Origin of the sequence: Boudabousia marimammalium, from assembly GCF_001936115.1 — a bacterium.
Lineage (GTDB): Bacteria > Actinomycetota > Actinomycetes > Actinomycetales > Actinomycetaceae > Boudabousia > Boudabousia marimammalium.
The window spans coordinates 177,707-197,561 of the sequence record NZ_MPDM01000004.1; the positions used below are offsets into that span (position 1 = coordinate 177,707).

Genomic DNA, 19,855 nt, shown 5'->3' on the forward strand with positions numbered 1-19,855 from the left:
CATTGTAAAAATTGGCTCCGCAGATGCCGAAGTTTTAGGCCGCGAATCTTCCCAAGAATAAGGCGATATGTGGGCGTTGGAGGGCAACAATCGCCACTAGGCTGCCAGCTAGAATCAAACCAGTTCTGCCCTCTGGCCAAGGAAGATTAGCTCCCGGAAGCGAAGAAATAATCTCAGCTACCGTCAGCACGTAATCCCCCATTACCCGAAGCACTATTACAAGCGCAGGTACGGCTACGGGAAAGAAAAGTTGTAAAGCTGCTAGTACCAGCCCTCCAGTGACAATCGGGGCGACCGCAGGCGCGACCAATAGATTCGCGATTGGCCCCCACACATTCAGCTTTCCCACTGCGGAACTTAGGAGGGGAAACACCGCTGTTGCCGCCACCAAAGCCACCGCTAGATTAGCCGTCGCCCATTCGCAGATAGCTTTCAGCCACGGAATTGGAACCCGCCCCACCGCAAGCTCAGATAGTAGCTGCTGAAGCCCCCTAGCATAAAGAGAAATCCCGATAGTCGCCGACACCGAAAGTTGAAAACCTAGAGAAGTAGCTAGCTCAGGATGCAGCAAGAGCACACATATCACAGTCAACGCCATTAGCGTCACCACGTTACGGCCCCGCCCTAGGGAGATCCCAAGGAAGGTCAAGCTTGCCATCACGGTGGCCCGAATTACGGAAGGCGCAGGGCCGACAGCAAAAGCATAGAAAACCACTAGACAGAGAGTCGCCATCGTTCTTCTCCGTCTAGCCTGCACTATGTCACGGCCAGAGAAGGCCACTAGCAGTGTGCCAAAGAAGATTGTCACGCACATTATATGGGTGCCCGAGACCGCGGTGAGATGGGAAAGATTCGCAGCCTGTAGGTGGCGCTCGGCAAGTGGGCTGAAGCCTCCCCTATCCCCTATGGTCATCCCAAGGATGATAGCTTCCGCCGAAGATGTTCCTGACTTTCCCCTAGGCAAGGCGTCGGACAGCGCAGAGCGTAGGAAGCTGGGGCCTCTCGCCCACCAAGCCGGGTTTTGAGTGCTTTCGACTCGCGCGAATGAAAATAGGAGCCGAGGGCGCCCCGGCCGGGACACCGGCGAGACAGTCACAGGTCCGGAGACTAAATCACCGAAACGGATTTCACAATCATCGCATTTTAGATTTACTAAGATGCGGCCAGCAGGCTGCGGGTTATGCCTGCCACTAGTGGATTGGACGACGCCCTCGGCCTCGAAACCCCCACTGGAGAAAGCTGCCGGTTGTGGATGCGAAATAATTCGCACCACTGCCTCCTGGGGAGGATCCTCCAGCATCTGCTGGGCTACTCTCTCAACCGTTCCCCGCACGAAAGCGCCGCTGAGGAAAGCTAGGGCTACCAGGACAACCACCAGAAGTACCCCAAAACCTGTCTTCCCCAGGAGGGAGATGCTTCTCCCCGAAACTGCGAGCGTAAACCTGAAAGCGCCTAATCCGAAGAGCAGCCCTATCCCCGGTAAGAGGCCATATCTGAAAAGGGCGCTAGGGTCTGCGCTGGTGAGGCACCCACCCCAAACCGCCAGCGCGATAGCGGCCTGCATCCAGACTGCCCTAGAGCTGCCCTGCCAGAACTCGTCCACTTTATAACGTCACCCGCCCCTCCAGTTGAGAAAGTAATGAGGCACCAATCCCTGACACTTTCGCTAGGTCGGAGACCTCCCGGAAAGGGCCGTGCTGCTCCCTGTACTCCACAATCCGTTGCGCCAGTACCGGGCCAATCCGCGGCAGCGTCTGAAGCTGAGCGGCAGTAGCAGAGTTCAAGCGGACCACTTCTCCCGCTGCATTTCCGAGCCCGTTTCCCAAGCCATCCCCGGGGCCAGAAACCCCACTGGAAACCGGCGGATTACTCTCCCCTTGCGCGGGCACATGTAGGTGTGCTTCGTCGCTCAACTTAGCCGCTAAGTTTACGGCGTTCCCATCAGCCTGCGCGCTCAAACCGCCGGCTGCAGCTATCGCCTGATGAACCCGTGCAGATTCGGGCAGCTGATAGACCCCCGGCTGGTTCACCGCACCGGAAACATAGACTTCAATCTGGATTATCTCCACTGTTGCAGGTTCAAGGGAACTTTGCTCCAAAACTCCCGGCTGCACCCCACTGCCCTCAGTTTGCAGCTGGTAGCTCCCCTCAACGACCGCGGATTCAACTGCTTGCGGCCAGAAGCTCCCACCGACTTGCGAGACCTTGAAAACTGCTATCAGGCCTAAGATGAACACGGTAACCAACGCTGTACGCGGAGACCACAGGGCATCAGCTAGCCATGCGGGAACGCGATCTTTGAAGCGCTTTGATTCGGGTCCGGCTGCTAGCTCCAGTGGGCTGGTCTGATAGACCGCTTGAGTGAGTTTCTCTTGGCGGCGCTTTTGCTGGGCAGTTTGCTTAGACACCCTCGTACTGTAAAAGAACCGGAGCCCTAGATGGAGCCCGGGACTGCCAGGTTGTGGATATCTATCCTGTGGAAAACTGGGATTCCTTACATCACTTTGGCTACGGCTATGATTAAGACAGTAGTCGCACAAGTTTGGGGAGAAAACATGATCAGTGCTGCAAATCGCTTCGAATATGGTTTTATTGGCGCAGGCAATATGGTTTCGGCCATTGTGCAGGGAATGAGCGCCGCCGGGGTGGAAGGCGAATCCCTCGCCATCACCGATCACTCTGGCAAGCGCGCTCCGGTCCTCGCCAAAGCCGTGGATGCAACCTATCTACCTGATACGGCAGAGTTAATCCGGCGTTCAAAAACTGTGATTTTGGGGATGAAACCACACCAGCAGAATCAGCTACTGAGGACCTATCGGGAAGAGATAGCGCAAAGCCAGCCTCTAGTCATTTCAATTGCGGCTGGCCGAAGCATCGCCCAGCTTGAAGCGCAGCTCCCGGAAGGGACAGCTGTGGTTCGTGTGATGCCGAATGTGGCAGCTCAAGTGGGACTGTCTACGACCGCTCTTTGTGGGGGCACGCATACCAGCGCAGAGCAGATTCGCACGGCCACCGCCTTGTGTGAGGCCATCGGCAGCGCCCAGGTTGTTGCGGAAGAGCTTTTTCCGGTATTTACAGCTTTAGCTGGCTGTTCACCGGCCTGGTTCGCGGCCACAGTAGATGCGCTAGCGCAAGCTGGCGTCGCCGAGGGGCTCACCAAGACCGCCGCCTTGACAGCGGCTGCGAGCGCTATGGAGGGAACTGGAAAACTTATCCAAGCAGCTTTAGCTGGGGGCAACACCGCGGCAGATATCGTTGATCAAGTATGCTCTCCACGAGGAACTACCGTGGCTGGTTTACTAGCGGCCGAGGATGCCGGATTGAGACGCGTTTGGCACTCAGCAGTGCGCGCGGCAGTGGCGCGGGATGCCCATTTGTCGGCGAACTAGCTTAGAATAATATGTTAGGCGCCAATCGGTGCGAATAGAATTTAATGATGACTACCTTTGGGGAGTTTTAGAACATGCCAACTGAGCGTATCCAACCATTGCCTAGCTCTTCCGTCACCGCAAATGCCCCCGACCGGGTATCCACTGACGGTTTAGAGGCAAAATGGGGTGAGTATTGGACTGAGCAGGGCACTTACAGCTTTGAACGGGACGCAGAAAAGACCGAAATCTTCTCGATTGACACTCCGCCGCCGACTGTTTCTGGTTCACTCCACGTAGGTCACGTATTCTCTTACACTCATACTGACGTTTTGGCCCGTTTCCAGCGAATGAACGGCAAATCTGTGTTCTACCCGATGGGTTGGGACGACAATGGTTTGCCGACTGAGCGCCGCGTCCAAAACTACTACGGCGTACGCTGTGATCCTTCGCTCCCCTATGAGCCTGATTTTGAGCCTCCCCATGTCGGTGGTGAAGGCAAGTCCATTAAGGCAGCCGACCAGAAGCCGATTTCACGTAAGAACTTCATTGAGCTCTGTCAGCGTTTGACCGCCGAGGATGAGCAGCAGTTCGAAGCCCTGTGGCGACATTTAGGTTTGTCCGTGGACTGGTCACACACCTATCAGACCATTGGCCAGCGCGCACAGAAGATTGCTCAGGCCGCTTTCTTACGTAACCTAGCTCGCGGCGAAGCCTATCAGGCAGCCGCTCCGGGATTGTGGGATGTCACTTTCCAGACGGCGGTTGCGCAGGCTGAGCTGGAGGCGCGCGAATATCCGGGCCACTACCATGCTTTGGCTTTCCACACTCCGGAAGGCGAAGACGTAGTGATTGAAACTACCCGCCCTGAACTGTTGCCGGCGTGTGTAGCTTTGATCGCGCACCCTGATGATGAGCGCTACCAGCATCTATTCAACACCACGGTCACCTCCCCCGGTTTCGGCGTTGAGGTTCCAGTCTTGGCTCACCCTGCAGCGGAAATCGACAAGGGCGCAGGTATCGCCATGTGCTGTACTTTCGGTGACTTGACTGACGTGCAGTGGTGGCGTGAGCTGGCTTTGCCGATGCGTTCTGTGCTACGTAAAGATGGCCGCCTAGTTAACGACACCCCGGATTGGATTGAGTCCGAGGATGGCCGCACCCTCTACGCCGAATGCGCCGGCAAGACCGCCTTCTCTGCCCGTAAAGCCATCGTGGAAAAGCTTCAGGAAACCGGTGAAATGCACGGCGACCCGAAGCCTACGCAGCGGATGACTAACTTCTTCGAGAAGGGCGATAAGCCCCTCGAGATTGTCACCTCCCGCCAGTGGTATATCCGCAATGGGGGCCGAGAGTTTACCCGCAATGGTTCCTCCACTGATTTGCGTGAAGAACTAATTGGTCGTGGTAAGGATTTGGAGTTCCACCCTGATTTCATGCGTGTTCGTTATGAGAACTGGGTTCGTGGTCTGAACACCGACTGGCTGGTGAGCCGCCAGCGTTTCTTCGGCGTGGCACTGCCGGTCTGGTACCGCATCAGCGATTCGGGTGAGGTGAACTACGAGGACGTCTTGGTCCCGACTGAGGATATGCTGCCGATTGACCCGACCGTTGATTGCCCTCCCGGATTCACTGAAGAGCAGCGGAACCAGCCGGGCGGTTTTGCTCCGGAAGTTGACATTATGGACACTTGGGCGACTTCTTCTTTGACCCCGCAGATTGCTGCCGGCTGGTTGCATGATGATGAAATGTTCAACAAGCTTTACCCAATGTCGATTCGGCCGCAGGGTCAGGATATTATTCGTACCTGGCTGTTCTCCACCGCCGTGCGTGCGCATCTTGAGTTCGGCGGCTTGCCGTGGTCTCATGCCGCTATTTCTGGCTGGATTTTGGACCCCGACCGGAAGAAGATGTCGAAGTCTAAGGGAAATGTTGTAACCCCGATGGGTCTGTTAGAAAAGCATGGCTCTGACGCGGTTCGCTACTGGGCTGCTTCCGCCCGTCTCGGCACCGATGCTGCTTTCGATGAGTCGCAGATGAAGATTGGCCGTCGCCTCGCTATTAAGCTGTTGAATGCTTCCAAGTTCGCTTTAACAATGGCGGGTGAGGGGGATCTCCTCCTCGACACTGCATCGGTGACCGAGGCGGTTGACCGTGCCATGCTGTGCCGTTTGCGTGGGGTGATTACGCAAGCCACTGATGCTTTCGAGAAGTTCGATCACACTCGCGCCCTCGAAGTCACTGAAACCTTCTTCTGGCACTTTACCGATGATTATTTGGAGCTAGTTAAGGAGCGCGCCTACAACCGTGACGGTTCCCGTCCGCAGGGCGCGGTTGATTCCGCCCGCGCCACCTTGAACCTTGTGGTTAACGCCGTGGTCCGTTTGTTGGCTCCTTTCCTCCCCTACTCCGCCGAGGAAGTCTGGTCTTGGTACCGTGAGGGCTCCGTGCATTTAGCACAGTGGCCTACCGTCGCTGAGTTCTCTCAAGTCGAGGGAGATGAGCACCTGCTGGAAGTCGCCAGCCAGACTTTGAGCGCTCTGCGTAAGATCAAGTCCGAAGCCAAGGTCTCCCCGAAGACCCCGATTCTGGCTGCAAACCTTGAAGTGCCCACCGGTTTCGCTGATAAGGTGGAGACCGTACGTGACGACTTGGAAAAGTCGGCCGTAGTTACCGGAGAGCTGACCGTCACTGAGACTGAGGTTGAGTCTGTGGTAACAGTATCCAGCGAACTGGGAGAACCCCCGGTCCGACGAAAGTGAAGCCCTATGTTCAAACTCAATGAGACCGACGACCCGATTGCTGAACCAGAGGATGCGCTTAGCACAGATGGTGAAGCATCGAACGCTACCCCAGGCACTGAGGTAGTTGAATGGCATGGTCCCGTCATGGTGAAGACCGATGGAACCGCTACCATTCCTACTCTCCTTGCGCAGCGTGTGGAGAGGGATCCTGATGGCACCTTGATTGAGGTTAAGAACTCAATCGGTCGCGGTTGGAGAAAGATTTCCGCTAAGGAGTTCGCACAAGATGTCATGTCCACGGCCCGCGGTCTTGTCGGTCTGGGCATGCAGGCAGGTGAGAGCATCGCTATCATGGCGCACACCTCTTATGAGTGGACCTTGCTGGATTTCGCTTCATGGGCTGCCGGTCTGGTAGTTGTCCCGATTTATGAGACCTCCTCCGCGGAACAGATTAAGTACATTGTGGAGAACACTGAGGTGAAGCTGGTAATCACTGAGAACTCCACTATGCGCCGCCTCGTGAAAGCTTCCGTACCGGAGGGGACGTTAAGGCATATTTATTGCCTTGAGGACTCCGCGATTGTGCGAATTAAGGAAGCCGGCCTGAAGGTTGCAGAAGCAGTTATTGAGGAGCGCACCTCAGCTCTGACTGGCGACACATTAGCTACCGTCATTTATACTTCTGGCACAACGGGCCGTCCTAAGGGCGCTGAACTAACGCATGGGAACTTCTCAGTCCTCGCTCTCAATGGTCACGAGTGGATGCCAGAAATCGCGAAGACGAAAGATTCACGACTGTTAATCTTCCTTCCTCTCGCTCACGTTTATGCCCGCTTCTTGACTATCTTCCAGATCAGCGGTGGCGGCGTTTTGGCGCATACTCCAAACGTCAAGAACCTGCTGGATGATTTAGCTTCGTTCAAACCGACATATTTGCTGGTGGTTCCGCGTGTCCTGGAGAAAATCTATAACTCTGCGGACCAGAAAGCCGGTCAGGGTTCTAAGCAGAAGATTTTCCGCTGGGCTGCCAAAGTAGCTATCGAGTATTCTCAGGCTATTGACACGGAGGAAGGTCCTTCCAAGCAGTTGAAGGCTAAGCGTCTGTTAGCTGATCGTCTAGTTTTCTCCACTTTACGTGACTTGGTTGGGGGAAACGTCAAGTACGTGGTTTCCGGTGGCGGCCCCTTGGGCTTTAGACTGGGCCATTTCTATCGTGGCGTCGGCTTCACCATTTTGGAAGGATACGGCCTGACCGAGTGCCTTATCGCTTCCGTTAACACTGTCAGGCTTTCTAAGATTGGTACGATTGGCCCGCCGATTTCCACTCTCGGTTTCCGTATTAGTGACGAGGGCGAGATTCAGATTTCTGGACCGTCTGTCACTAAGCGCTATCATAATAATCCTGAAGCTACAGCAGAGGCTTTCACTGAGGATGGCTGGTTCCGCACCGGCGATATCGGTAGTGTTGACTTCGATGGCTATGTCCGAATTACTGGGCGGGCCAAGGAAATCATTGTTACCGCTGGCGGGAAGAACGTCTCCCCTGCACCACTTGAGGACGCACTTCGCGGTCATCCTCTGATCAGCCAAGTAGTGGTGGTGGGCGATAAGCGTCCATTCATTGCTGCGCTGATTACATTGGACGCGGAAATGTTGCCAGGCTGGTTGCGCAACCACAACCTCCCCAACTTAGATCCGGGCCGGGCGGCACGTCACCCTGATGTGCTAGCCGCTTTGGATCGAGCTGTGGCGCGCGCCAACACTCAAGTCTCAAGGGCTGAGTCGATTCGTAAGATTCGAGTTCTGACTACTGATTTCACTGAGGACAACGGTTTACTTACCCCTTCTTTGAAAGTGAAGCGTGAGCGCGTCCTAGCCACCTTCAAACAGGAGATTGATGATCTCTATGGAGGGCCCGTTACTCGCGGTCACTAGTTAGCAGCTATTTGTCTTCCATCTTGCCGTCGTCTCAGGATGTTGAGGTGGCGGCAAACTTATTGGTAGAGAGTGGGCACTGGCTCCTTTTCAAAACCAGTTTTGGTTAACTGGGAGACAGCAATTTAGCTACTGTCCGCGAATCTCAAGATGGTGGCGGATTACTTCAGCAATGATGAAGGCAAGGAACTTTTCCGCAAATTCGGGATCTAGGCCAGCTTCATCAGCGAGTCCGCGCAGACGAGCAATCTGTCTTTCTTCACGGGCTGGATCTGAGGGTGGCAGGTTGTATTCTGCTTTGATTCTGCCCACCTGCTGAGTGCACCGAAATCTTTCAGCTAGGGTGTGCACTAAAACCGCATCTAGGTTATCGATGGTCTGACGGGCAGTAGTTAGCTCTTCCGGAGTGGACTGTTCATCCGCTGGAGTATTCACTGGAACTCACGCACTCTTTTTGGCTGCAACCGGAAGCTCTGACAGAGGAATCAGCTCCGGATCTGCGCCTTGAGTGACTACCTCTTTGGTGATGATTACCTGGCCGATATGGTTGAGCGAAGGTAGTTCAAACATGGTTTCTGAGAGGGTCTCCTCCAATACGGAAGAGAGTGCCCGCGCCCCGGTCTTTTGCTCTGTAGCCTTGCGGGCAAGAGCCAAAATGGCTTCGTCAGTAAACTTCAACTCGACCCCATCGAGGGCAAAGAGGTGCTGATACTGCCTGACCAGAGCGTTCTTCGGCTCTGTCAGGACCTTTGCAAGGTCCTCCTCGGAGAGAGCCTCAACCGTGGCAACCACGGGAAGGCGCCCAATAAACTCAGGAATCATTCCGAACTTGTGAAGGTCTTCGGTGGTTACTTGAGAGAACAGATCACCGTGCTCAGCGGTAGATTTCAAATCGGAGCCGAAACCTGTGGAACGCTGCCCTAGGCGCGCCTTAACGATTGCGTCAATACCAGCAAAAGCACCGGCAGCAATGAAAAGAATCCCGGCAGTATTAATCTCAATGAACTCTTGGTGCGGGTGTTTACGCCCTGGCTGCGGCGGCACCGACGCAGTGGTGCCTTCAATAATCTTCAACAGGGCCTGTTGAACACCTTCACCAGAGACATCACGGGTAATCGATGCGTTCTCAGCTTTTCGGGCAATCTTATCGATTTCATCAATGTAGATGATTCCGCGTTCAGCTTTCTTGACGTCACCATCAGCAGCTTGAATCAGTTTAAGCAGGATATTTTCAACATCCTCGCCCACGTATCCGGCTTCTGTCAAAGCAGTAGCATCAACAATAACGAAGGGGACCTCCATATGTCTAGCTAAGGTTCGTGCCAGATGGGTCTTGCCCACACCCGTAGGACCAAGCATCAAAATATTGGACTTGGTTAGCTCCATATCGGTATCTTTGCCCAGATCGGCGGCACCGACACGCTTGTAGTGGTTGTAGACCGCGATGGCGAGCGCTTTCTTGGCCCGCGATTGGCCAATCACGTAGTTATCTAGGAAACTATAGATTTCCTTCGGCTTAGGTAGCTCACGTAAATTGACAGGTGCTTCAGAGTTTGAGGATTCTTCCGCAATGATCTCATTGCAAAGCTCAACGCATTCGTTACAGATGTAAACGCCCGGTCCACCAATCAGCTTACGGACCTGCTTCTGGGTTTTGCCACAGAATGAGCACTTTAACAGCTCAGACGTTTCGGTAAACCGTGTCATCGAGTCTCCTGACGTTGATAAGCACCAAAGCGTGCTTGTCCTGCGCTTCTAGACTACGCGGCCAATCGCGGTTGGTCCACACGAAACACTGGAACTACTGCTATTGTGCCACCTTACGGGACTCCAGCACTTGGTCAATCAGACCGTATTCGAGAGCCTGCTGCGCGGTAAGAATCTTGTCGCGATCAATGTCCCGACGAACCTGCTCCACTGGCCGCTTCGAATGGAAGGCCAAAGTATCTTCCAGCCATGCACGCATACGATCCATCTCGTCTGCGACAATTTCAATATCCGAGGCCTGTCCTTGCATACCTTCCATGGCCGGCTGATGAATCAGCATACGCGCGTTAGGCAAAGCCAAGCGCTTACCCGGCGAACCAGCAGCGAGGAGCACTGCTGCCGCTGAAGCAGCCTGACCCAAGCAGACAGTTTGGATCTCTGGACGAATATACTGCATCGTGTCATAGATGGCTGTAAGAGCAGTAAAAGAGCCGCCAGGGCTGTTAATGTACATGGTAATCATGGCGTCTGGGTCCTGGGATTCCAGAACTAAGAGCTGCGCCATAACGTCATCGGCGGAGGCGTCGTCGACCTGCACGCCCAAGAAGACAATCCGGTCTTCGAAGAGCTTCGCATAGGGGTCTTGGCGCTTAATGCCGTAGGCGGTGCGTTCTTCGAACTGCGGGAGGACGTAACGTGCCTGCATGTCTAGTTGAGTACGACTTTGAGGGGATGTAATAGTCATTGTTTTCCTTTTCACTTCACACTAACCAGACGTCTCAGGAGACGCCGCCGCCGCCAGATACGGACTGCGCATTTGAAACTACGTGATCAATAAAGCCGTACTCTAGGGCTTCCTCAGCGGTAAACCAGCGGTCGCGGTCACTATCAGCAATAATTTGCTCAACCGACTTGCCGGTACGCTCGGCGGTAATTTCTGCCAGACGACGCTTCATCTGGATGATTAGGTCTGCATTAATTCGTATATCAGATGCGGTACCACCGGCACCGCCGGAAGGCTGATGCATCAAAATCCTAGTATTCGGGGTGGCATAGCGCTTACCTGGTGCGCCAGAAGTCAGCAGGTGCTGCCCCATCGAGGCGGCCATACCCATCGCTACCGTGGCCACATCCGGCTTAATGAACTGCATGGTGTCATAGATAGCCATTCCTGCAGTCACGGAGCCTCCCGGGCTGTTGATGTACAGGTAAATGTCTTTTTCTGGATCCTCAGCAGCTAAGAGCATCATCTGGGCACAAATTAGATTCGCGTTTTCATCACGCACCGCATCGCCTAGCCAGATAATGCGCTCTTTCATAAGTCGGGAGTACACATGCTGACCGATAGACAAATCATGCGCAGGGCTACCTTCGCCCATCGTTATTTGGTGATCCACGAAAACTCCTTAGTTGGTGGGAGGGCATATCCGATATCGGTACACCACTGTTCAGAACTCTAAACTAACGCGCTCGCACGGGTTATGCTCGCACTGACTCGGTCTTTTCGCCATTGGCGCAGGAGAACCCTATTTCACGCCCAGATTATCCGTGTTTTGAGTCTAAATTGCGTGATGGACAACCGATAGTATCGATTGTCCATCACGGCTTAAGAAAGGAGTTAGCGCTTAGGCTTCTTCCTTCTTAGTGGTTTTCTTAGCGGCAGCCTTCTTCACCGGCTTCTTCTCACCATCTTCAGACTTAGCAGCCTTCTTAGCAGCAGCCTTCTTCACCGGCTTCTTCTCAGCTTTCGGCTCTTCATCGGCATCGTCAGCGGAATCAACGAACTCTGACATATCTACGGCGTTGCCGTCAGCGTCGACCACCTTCACGGAGGCGAGTGCCTTAGCTACCGCCTTAGTGCGAGCTAGTTCGCCATGCATAGCAGCAATCTGCTCTTGGTCACCCAGTAGCTGAGTGGGCTCAATGCCGTACTGCTGGGAGGCAGAGAAGATGAATTCCAGCAGATCCTGCTGGCTTACCTCAACTTCGGTTTCCTCAACAAGGCGTTCCATCAAAAGCTCACCGCGCATAGACTTTTCGAGGTCTGTCCGCAGTTCCTTAGCCTGTTCTTCATCCAGGCCTTCACCGCGAGTCGCCATTTCTTCCTCGATCAAGGATTCAGGCAATGGAATCTCGGTGAGCTCAATGAGCTTTTCTACCAGCTTGCCACGAGCGGCTACTGCCTGTTCGGCGCGCTTACGATCACTTACCTGCTTCTTCAGATCTTCGTTGAGTTCTTCCACAGTGTCGAACTCGGAAGCCATCTGTACGAAGTCTTCATCCAGTGCAGGAAGCTCACGAATCTTAATGGAGCGGACGGTAACATTGATTTCGCCCTCGGATCCAGCGTGCTCTCCTCCGGGGAGAACCGCACTGAAGGTAGCATCCTCGTCGACCTGCAAGCCCAGAAGCGCCTCATCAATGCCATCAATCATGGTGCCAGAGCCAAGCTCGTATGAAACGCCTGCCATGGAGTCAATTTCTTCGTCCCCCAAGCGAGCAACTAGGTCAATGGAGACGAAGTCACCATTTTCCACCGCGCGATCAACGGTCTTCAAAGTGCCGAAGCGGCCGCGAAGTTCGTTCTGTTCAGTGACGAGGTCCTCATCGGTGACTTCCACGGGAGCTACCTCAATCTCCAGCTGAGAAAGCTCAGGAAGCTCAAATTCTGGAACGCAGATTACCTCAGCGGTAAACTCCAGTTTGCCGGTGAACTTACCGGTAGCGGCGGGAATCCCTTCGACGGAAATCTCCGGCTGAGCCAAGGGCTTAATCTGGTGCTCGACTAGGGCCTGACGGTAGAAATCGCCGAGAGAGTTATTGATGGCGTGCTCAATCACCTGAATACGGCCAATCCGCTGGTCGATAATGCGTGCAGGCACTTTACCCCGACGGAAACCAGGAATATTGACCTGGCTTGCAATGTCTTTGTAGGCGGCCTTCATCGGCTGGTCTAGTTCTTCAGCTGGAACCTCAACAGTCAGCTTAACCTTTGTCGGTTCCAGGGTTTCAACAGTGCTCTTCACAAAAGCTCCAATTTTCTTCGGCTCAGGGCGCAATACGCCAAACTAAATTTTGATACTTGCCTATAGTACGCCACATGCGAACAGGTTTACACTCAAACCATCGTGCGTTCACACACAGCGCATCAGCAGGTTGCGATTACCGAGCTCAATTAAGCGCATCCGCTAAGAGTAAATCCATTCGACTACAGCCTCGAAAGATAATTCTGGATCATCAATCCAACGAGCCGGATTCGAAATCAACTCACGTAAAACCCGATGAGCGATTCCACGAGCAGCCATCCCATGAGTATCTTCACTGATTTCAATCTTGAACTCAGCAGGCTTAATATATAACAAACGTTGTACCAGCTCCTGATGCACGAATGGAGCAATTCCCTCCCAAATCTCCGTCAAATGGCCAGCAATCACCGTATCAGAAATATCCATCATATTGGCGATCCCAGCCAAGAAGACTCCAAGTATCCGCCCTGCATGTTCCAGTGTCTGTTTGGCTGGTTCTGAGCCAGTGGCAGCACTGGAAAGAATCTCCTTCAATTGACTGTCGGGAGGCAGCTGAGCCTCGGACAACAAGGCATCCATTCCTAGCCGGGATTCCAAACAGCCAATTGAGCCACATTTGCAGGTGGGGCCCTCAAGGGCCCCACAGAGATGACCAAGCTCGCTTGCCCGCCCGTGTTGGCCATCGAAAATCTCATGGTCAATCACAATCCCACCGCTGATTCCTTCATTTCCTGAGAAGTAAATTAGGGACTCTGGCCCAGCAGGGACACCTGGGAAAGGGTAAGCCAGTGCGTATGCGGCCATAGCACCATCATTACCAGCCAGCACCGGCCCTAAATCGTGTACTTCTTTCAGTATCTTTTCATAGTCAACCTCGTCCCAACCCAAAATGATTGAGGTGACTTTAGAATCCTCAATCAACACCCCTGGAACAGAAATACCTAGGCCAATGAATCGACTTTCCCTAGCTTCTACCTGAGTTTTCAGACCGTGCGCCATGCGGGAGAGGCAACGCATAATTTCTGCTGGGGATTTTACAATGCTATTTTGGTACACGTAATCTCGGGCCAGAATCTCCCCGGTGAGATCAACCGCATAACCGACAAGACAGTAGGGATTAACTTCAATCCCAATCGCGTAATGCGTATATGCAGCTGGAACCAATCGAGTTGCGGGACGCCCTCTCCGGGATGAAACATAGGGCTCACGTTCATTAACCAACCCGGCGTGAATCAGCTCATCTACCAGCCGTGAGACCGTAGCTCGAGTAATCCCAGTATGCGCAGCGACATCCGCACGTGACCACTTTCCCTGACCGAGCAGAATATAACGCAATACCAGTGCTAGGTTATGATCACGTAAATCATGTGGGGTAAACCCCGACTTGGTCGCGAATGTCGGGAGTGCTGACCTCTCCTTCGAAAAGGATTCAGTCACCACTTGCGAATGAGACTCTACGGGCATATTCACCTCATAAATCGATAATACAATAAGGCATTCAACTTAAATGTAGCAGGACATGATGGAGAATATCTGGTTTTAAAGCTGAAATAGTAGATTCAAAAAATATCCCCCATCAGGATGCTGATGGGGGATACTGCGAAGCTTAATTTCAGTCTTCGATGTCAACCAGGCCGGTTGTGTAAGCCTTAGCCAGGCGACGCGGGATCGCTACCTCGCGGCCACCGATGCGAACCTTTACCAGCGCAGTCGGCTGGTAGTTCCACTGGGACCGGCGAGAACGGGTGTTGCTGCGAGACATCTTGCGCTTGGGAACTGCCATGAGCTCTGCCGCTCCTTCCATAAATTACAGACGAACTGTTTCCGTCAACGAAGACATTTTAGCCTTAAAATCCAAGGTAAAGCACCTTGAAGCTATGTGATATCTATCGCCCGACGGCAACCGTGCTAGCCTACCACGTTTTTTCTAACAGCCCAACTCATCCTTGAGTTACCTTTACAAAGCTACCGATATGCGAGAATATCGACATGAACACAATCCCCAGAAACCACCGCTCCCGCAGTGAAATCGCGATAAAAAGATCCCGTTTCATCACCAGTATTGCTCGCACCGATAGCGAGCAGCAGGCGCGTGATTTCATCGCTGAGATTCGCGCAGAGTTTCCTGATGCTCGACATCATTGCTCCGCGTATATTGTTCCACAAGAAGACGCAAACGACATCCTCCGCTCTTCCGACGACGGGGAGCCTTCTGGGACTGCCGGAATCCCGATGCTGGACGTACTAAAAGGAGAAAACCTCACCCGAATAACTGCCGTTGCGACCCGATACTTCGGGGGCACCCTGCTCGGCGCAGGCGGCCTAGTGCACGCTTACTCACATTCCGTTAGCAAAGCAATCGACACCATTCCGCGCCTTGCCTTAAGTACCGGTCATCTCTATCATCTGACCGTTCCCCATACCGACGCAGGAAAAGTTGAAGCAGGCTTGAGGTCGGCCGGCTGGGAAGTAACACAAACGACCTATGGCAAAGAAGCAACCATAGAGCTGGCTTGCGCTCCTGACGAACACGAACAGCTATTTACTATCTGCGCTAGCCTCACTAAAGGCGCACGAAGCCCAGAATTTCAAGGAACTTTCACTCGAGAAGTGCCAATGTAAAGGAGCTCACAACCGTATTGGTCGGCTTGTCATAACAAAACCATCACTCTATATTGAAAGAGCAACATCACCGAGATCGTCTAATGCGGTCATACACGAAGGAGGAAATCATGAATCCCATGTTTCGTCTCCGTCCGTGTCTATGTCTCTAGGGCAGCGTACCCAGTTCTCCCAGAACCAGTGCTGTACGCCTGTCTTCTTATTCTGATTTCTCACGCCAAATTCTGGGAATTCCTCTATATCCCTAACTTCATTCATTAAGAAAGAGACTAGATAAACAATGTCTGCTATTGCTAATAACGTTTCAGAACTAATCGGACACACTCCCCTAGTTACCATCAATCGAATCACTGCGGGAAGCCCTGCAAGAGTGATCGCCAAAGTTGAATCATTCAACCCTGGTTCCGCAGTTAAAGACAGGATTGCTGCCGCCATCATTGATGCGGCGGAGGAGTCCGGTAGTCTCAAGCCAGGCGGAACTATCGTAGAAGCGACCAGTGGTAACACTGGTGTAGCCCTTGCCATGGTGGGAGCTTCCCGCGGATACCATGTGGTGATTGCAATGCCGTCGTCAATGTCAGCTGAACGCCGCGCCCTGATGCGCATGTTTGGGGCGGAGATCATCTCCACTGACCCGAAGGATGGTATGCGCGGAGCTGTCGAGGCGGCCGACCAGTTGGTTGCCGAACGGGATAATGCTGTCTTGGCTAAACAGTTCGCTAACCCTGCTAACCCCGCTATTCACCGTGCCACCACCGCCGTCGAAATCTGGGAAGACACTGACGGTGCAGTGGACATCTTCGTGGCGGGTATTGGAACCGGCGGAACCGTCAGCGGCGTGGGAGAACGTCTGAAGGAACTCAAACCTGAAGTGAAGGTTGTCGGCGTAGAGCCGGCCTCTTCTCCTCTACTAACCGAAGAGAAAGCCGGACCGCATAAGATTCAGGGCATCGGAGCTAACTTCGTACCGGAGAACCTTAACCGTGACATCCTCGACGAGGTCATCGCGGTCGCTGATGAAGATGCCTTCGAATACGCTCGCCGGGCAGCCCGTGAAGAAGGTCTTTTGGTCGGCATCTCCGCCGGCGCGGCCCTGAAGGCAGCCGACGAGATTGCCCGCCGCCCTGAAAACAGCGGGAAAAACATTGTAGTATTGCTACCCGATACCGGTGAACGATACCTCTCAACTGCACTTTTTGAAGGCCTACGTGACTAATGCATAACTCCGCGACTCCCCTGACCACTATTTTGCGAGAAGATCTCGACACGGCTATCGCCCGAGATCCCGCAGCCCGCTCCCGGCTGGAGGTGGCACTCACCTACCCTGGGGTGCATGCTCTCTGGGGGCATCGCTTAGCACACGCACTCTGGTTCAGCCCCTTCGCCTATATGGGGGCGAGGCTTTTGGCCCGGATGGTTTCACACGTCACGCGAACCATAACACTGGTGGACATCCATCCGGCAGCCGAACTGGGACGCAGGCTCTTTATCGATCACGCTACCGGCGTGGTGATTGGTGAAACCGCTGTTGTCGGTGAGGACTGCGTGATTTTCCACGGCGTCACCCTCGGCGGTGTCTCCATGAGCAAAGGCAAGCGTCACCCAACCGTGGGAAACCGCGTCCTAATTGGTGCGGGAGCCAAAGTGCTGGGGCCCATCCGCATTGGGGATGACGCCAAAGTGGGAGCTAATGCCGTAGTGGTTAAGGAAGTCCCGGAAGGCGCTGCCGTAGTTGGAGTGCCGGCCCGAATCGTGAAACTTAAATCGGATGCACAGAAGGTCGCTTTCGTGGACGATCCCACCTTGTATATCTGATTCAGCAAAGAAATCAGCCCCGGAAGCTAACTAGTCTCCGGGGCTGATTTATGCGTGAAATCGAATGGTTACTTAGCTTCGTAATCGGAAAGCTGATTGATGCGACGGATGTGACGCTCATCATTGCTGAAGGGGGTACCCACGAAAGCGTCCACAATTTCCAAGGCTTCCGCCTCAGAGTGCATCCGCCCGCCAATCCCCATCAGGTTGGCATTATTATGTTCGCGTCCCAGCTGCGCAGTCTCCACGGACCAGGCCAAGGCGCAACGCGCACCAGCAACCTTATTCGCAGCGATCTGCTCGCCGTTACCGGATCCGCCAATCACAATGCCGAGGCTACCCGGGTCTGCCACGGTAGCTTCCGCAGCAGCGATGCAGTAGGCGGGATAGTCGTCTAGCGGATCGTATTCCAACGCACCATGGTCCACTACTTCATGGCCGTCGGCCTGGAGGTGTTCCTTAATGGTGTTTTTTAGTTCGAAACCTGCATGATCTGTGCCTAAATGAATTCTCATATCTACGATTGTGCCCCATTTTCTTCGCCAATGTAATATCAATACATGAGTACACATATGATTAATCCCAATTCACCCCTCTTAGATGGGCGTGATGAAACTGTCCGACCACAAGATGATCTGTACCGCGCCGTCAATGGCGGCTGGATTAACAGCTTCACGATTCCTTCTGACCGTCCTTGGCATGGGTCTTTCCTGGAGCTGCGCGACAACGCCGAAGAGGCCACTAGGGAGATTATTGAAGATTGCGCTGACGGTAAGATTACAGGTCCTGACGCGCAGCGGATTGCGCACCTTTACAACGCTTTCATGGATGAGGCGAAGGTTGAGGCCGAGGGCGTAGGGCCGTTGGTTCCTTGGTTTGAAAGAGTCCGCTCGGCCAACAGCCATGAAGCTTTGGCACGGCTCATGGGCGATGAGATGGCTCAGGGTACTTCTGGTCTTTTCTCTATCTATGTCACGATTGACCCAAATGATCCTTCCCGTTATGTGGTGGCATGGGGGCAAGGCGGCATTAGCTTGCCGGATCGCTCGTACTATCTGGAAGATAACTATGCTGAGTTGCGCGAAGCCTATGTTGCACACATGGAGCGCCTGCTGACCTTGGCTACCGCCGTGCCAGCGGTTGAAGCTGCTGAGGCTGCAGTGACCTTAATGAAGCTGGAAACTGAGCTGGCAAAGTTACATTGGGATCGGGTGGAGTCTCGGGATGCCGATAAGACTAACAATCCGATGACTTGGGAGCAGTTGCAGGCTTTGGCCCCTGAATTCCAGTGGAACGCATGGCTTGAGGGGATGGCTCCGGCGGCTGATAGTTTCGCTAACCTGATTATTTCGCAGCCTTCTTTTGCTGAAGGCGCAGCGCGTCTGTGGCAGGAAACCGATGTTCATACCTGGCAGTTGTGGTTGTTGTGGAAGATCACTCAAGCTGGCGCCTCGAAGGTAAATGCTGAGGTAGTTGAGGAGAATTTCTCTTTCTGGGGTCGAATCTTGACGGGCACCCAGGAACTGCGGGCGCGTTGGAAACGCGGCGTCTCCCTAGTGGAAGATGCCTTGGGTGAGGCCGTCGGTCGCATCTACGTCGATCGCCATTTCCCGGCAGAGAATAAAGCTCAGGTGCAGAAGCTGGTCGATAATCTGATTGCCGCTTACCGTTCATCGATTCAGAATCTGGATTGGATGACGGAGGAAACCAAACTGCGGGCTTTGGAAAAACTGGATGCTTTCGTTCCTAAGATTGGCTACCCAACTCAGTGGAAAGACTATTCCAGCATGGAACTGAGCGGGACGGATTTGGTTTCGCTTGATCGTCAGACTGCTCGTTTTGAGGCTGCCACAGAACTGGGGAAGATTGGTGGCCCGATTTTGACCTATGAATGGCATATGACGCCACAAACGGTGAATGCCTACTACAATCCGGTCGCGAATGAGATTGTTTTCCCGGCCGCAATCTTGCAGCCTCCATTCTTCTCTGCTGATGCTCCCGACGCAGTCAACTATGCGGGAATCGGAGCGGTGATTGGCCACGAGATTGGTCATGGCTTCGACGACCAAGGCTCAAAGTTCGATGGTACTGGCGCAATGAATGATTGGTGGACTGCAGCTGACCGGGCTGAGTTTGAGAAGCGAACCGCGCAGCTAATTGCCCAGTACAATGAGTTTTCTCCCCTCCAGCTGGGGGACTCTGAGAAGTACCGCGTGAACGGGGCTTTAACTATCGGTGAGAATATTGGCGACCTAGGTGGTTTGAGTATTGCTTGGAAGGCCTGGCTGCTGGCTTTGCAGGAGCAAGGTGTCTCAAGTGTCGAGGAAGCCCCCGCGGTTGATGGGATTCCAGCAGCTCAAGCATTTTTCTATTCTTGGGCTAGGATTTGGCGTTCAAAAGCTCATAATGAGTTCGCTATCCAGTTGCTGCAGATTGATCCTCACTCTCCTAACGAGTTCCGTGCGAACGGGATTGTTCGCAATCTGGATGCTTTCATGTCAGCATTCGAGGTTAAAGCAGGGGATGGCCTCTGGTTAGCCCCCGCTGAGCGAGTGACCATCTGGTAATCAGTCTAGATAGAGTTGTGGCCCGGAAACTTTTGGTTTCCGGGCCACAACTTTAGTTATTGGTACTGAAT

At 53.7% G+C, this 19,855-nt stretch carries 17 protein-coding genes; 7 read left to right on the top strand and 10 right to left on the bottom strand.

Translation table 11 applies throughout. The features are described 5' to 3' along the window. Nucleotides 1-34: 34 nt before the first annotated feature. Both BM477_RS05035 and BM477_RS08165 read right to left on the bottom strand, forming a co-directional pair. Nucleotides 35-1,375: a ComEC/Rec2 family competence protein gene (locus tag BM477_RS05035; protein ID WP_158024365.1), complete on the bottom strand. Its 1,341-nt coding sequence runs from the start codon at nucleotides 1,373-1,375 to the stop codon at nucleotides 35-37. 229 nt (nucleotides 1,376-1,604) lie between these two features. Beyond that, the gene (locus tag BM477_RS08165; protein ID WP_158024366.1) at nucleotides 1,605-2,408 is read right to left on the bottom strand and encodes a ComEA family DNA-binding protein; all 804 of its coding nucleotides are present in this window, start codon (nucleotides 2,406-2,408) and stop codon (nucleotides 1,605-1,607) included. A gap of 108 nt (nucleotides 2,409-2,516) precedes the next feature. Here BM477_RS08165 and proC point away from each other — a divergent pair, with 108 nt between their 5' ends. From proC to BM477_RS05055, 3 genes are all read left to right on the top strand, one after another. Further along, on the top strand, nucleotides 2,517-3,389 hold the full coding sequence (gene proC / locus BM477_RS05045; protein WP_158024368.1) for a pyrroline-5-carboxylate reductase: 873 nt from the start codon (nucleotides 2,517-2,519) through the stop codon (nucleotides 3,387-3,389). Nucleotides 3,390-3,463: 74 nt separating this feature from the next. Beyond that, on the top strand, nucleotides 3,464-6,130 hold the full coding sequence (gene valS, locus BM477_RS05050) for a valine--tRNA ligase (RefSeq protein ID WP_075361573.1): 2,667 nt from the start codon (nucleotides 3,464-3,466) through the stop codon (nucleotides 6,128-6,130). A 6-nt stretch (nucleotides 6,131-6,136) separates the two neighbouring features. Further along, nucleotides 6,137-8,047: an AMP-dependent synthetase/ligase gene (locus BM477_RS05055; RefSeq protein WP_075361574.1), complete on the top strand. Its 1,911-nt coding sequence runs from the start codon at nucleotides 6,137-6,139 to the stop codon at nucleotides 8,045-8,047. A gap of 129 nt (nucleotides 8,048-8,176) precedes the next feature. Here BM477_RS05055 and BM477_RS05060 read toward each other — a convergent pair whose 3' ends face one another. From BM477_RS05060 to rpmF, 7 genes are all read right to left on the bottom strand, one after another. Next, on the bottom strand, nucleotides 8,177-8,482 hold the full coding sequence (locus BM477_RS05060; RefSeq protein WP_075361575.1) for a chorismate mutase: 306 nt from the start codon (nucleotides 8,480-8,482) through the stop codon (nucleotides 8,177-8,179). Between the two features lie 6 nt (nucleotides 8,483-8,488). Further along, complete coding sequence (gene clpX, locus BM477_RS05065) at nucleotides 8,489-9,754, bottom strand: ATP-dependent Clp protease ATP-binding subunit ClpX (RefSeq protein WP_075361576.1); 1,266 nt, start codon at nucleotides 9,752-9,754, stop codon at nucleotides 8,489-8,491. Nucleotides 9,755-9,854: 100 nt separating this feature from the next. Continuing rightward, nucleotides 9,855-10,499 (bottom strand): ATP-dependent Clp protease proteolytic subunit, encoded by a 645-nt coding sequence (locus BM477_RS05070; protein WP_075361577.1) that lies wholly within the window; start codon nucleotides 10,497-10,499, stop codon nucleotides 9,855-9,857. A gap of 34 nt (nucleotides 10,500-10,533) precedes the next feature. Then, nucleotides 10,534-11,133 carry an ATP-dependent Clp protease proteolytic subunit gene (locus tag BM477_RS05075; protein ID WP_075361578.1) on the bottom strand — a complete coding sequence of 200 codons (600 nt, stop codon included), beginning with the start codon at nucleotides 11,131-11,133 and terminating at the stop codon, nucleotides 10,534-10,536. Between the two features lie 246 nt (nucleotides 11,134-11,379). Next, the gene (gene tig, locus BM477_RS05080) at nucleotides 11,380-12,780 is read right to left on the bottom strand and encodes a trigger factor (protein ID WP_075361579.1); all 1,401 of its coding nucleotides are present in this window, start codon (nucleotides 12,778-12,780) and stop codon (nucleotides 11,380-11,382) included. Nucleotides 12,781-12,942: 162 nt separating this feature from the next. Continuing rightward, nucleotides 12,943-14,244, bottom strand: coding sequence for an ROK family transcriptional regulator (locus BM477_RS05085; protein WP_084543734.1), 1,302 nt, complete (start codon nucleotides 14,242-14,244; stop codon nucleotides 12,943-12,945). Nucleotides 14,245-14,392: 148 nt separating this feature from the next. Continuing rightward, complete coding sequence (gene rpmF / locus BM477_RS05090) at nucleotides 14,393-14,563, bottom strand: 50S ribosomal protein L32 (protein WP_075361580.1); 171 nt, start codon at nucleotides 14,561-14,563, stop codon at nucleotides 14,393-14,395. Between the two features lie 206 nt (nucleotides 14,564-14,769). Here rpmF and BM477_RS05095 point away from each other — a divergent pair, with 206 nt between their 5' ends. The 3 genes from BM477_RS05095 (at nucleotide 14,770) to cysE (ending at nucleotide 17,217) form a co-directional block, all read left to right on the top strand. After that, nucleotides 14,770-15,402: a YigZ family protein gene (locus BM477_RS05095; RefSeq protein ID WP_075361581.1), complete on the top strand. Its 633-nt coding sequence runs from the start codon at nucleotides 14,770-14,772 to the stop codon at nucleotides 15,400-15,402. Between the two features lie 280 nt (nucleotides 15,403-15,682). Next, the gene (cysK, locus tag BM477_RS05100) at nucleotides 15,683-16,618 is read left to right on the top strand and encodes a cysteine synthase A (RefSeq protein ID WP_075361582.1); all 936 of its coding nucleotides are present in this window, start codon (nucleotides 15,683-15,685) and stop codon (nucleotides 16,616-16,618) included. Beyond that, a complete protein-coding gene (gene cysE / locus BM477_RS05105; protein ID WP_075361583.1) occupies nucleotides 16,618-17,217 on the top strand; it encodes a serine O-acetyltransferase in 600 nt (199 codons plus the stop codon). The genes cysK and cysE overlap by 1 nt, the downstream gene beginning before the upstream one ends. Before the next feature lie 68 nt (nucleotides 17,218-17,285). Here the strand turns inward: cysE and BM477_RS05110 are convergent, their stop codons facing one another. Further along, a complete protein-coding gene (locus BM477_RS05110; protein WP_075361584.1) occupies nucleotides 17,286-17,732 on the bottom strand; it encodes a ribose-5-phosphate isomerase in 447 nt (148 codons plus the stop codon). A 45-nt stretch (nucleotides 17,733-17,777) separates the two neighbouring features. Between BM477_RS05110 and BM477_RS05115 the strand changes: the two genes are divergently transcribed. Next, a complete protein-coding gene (locus BM477_RS05115; protein WP_245792875.1) occupies nucleotides 17,778-19,784 on the top strand; it encodes a M13 family metallopeptidase in 2,007 nt (668 codons plus the stop codon). Nucleotides 19,785-19,855 lie beyond the last annotated feature (71 nt).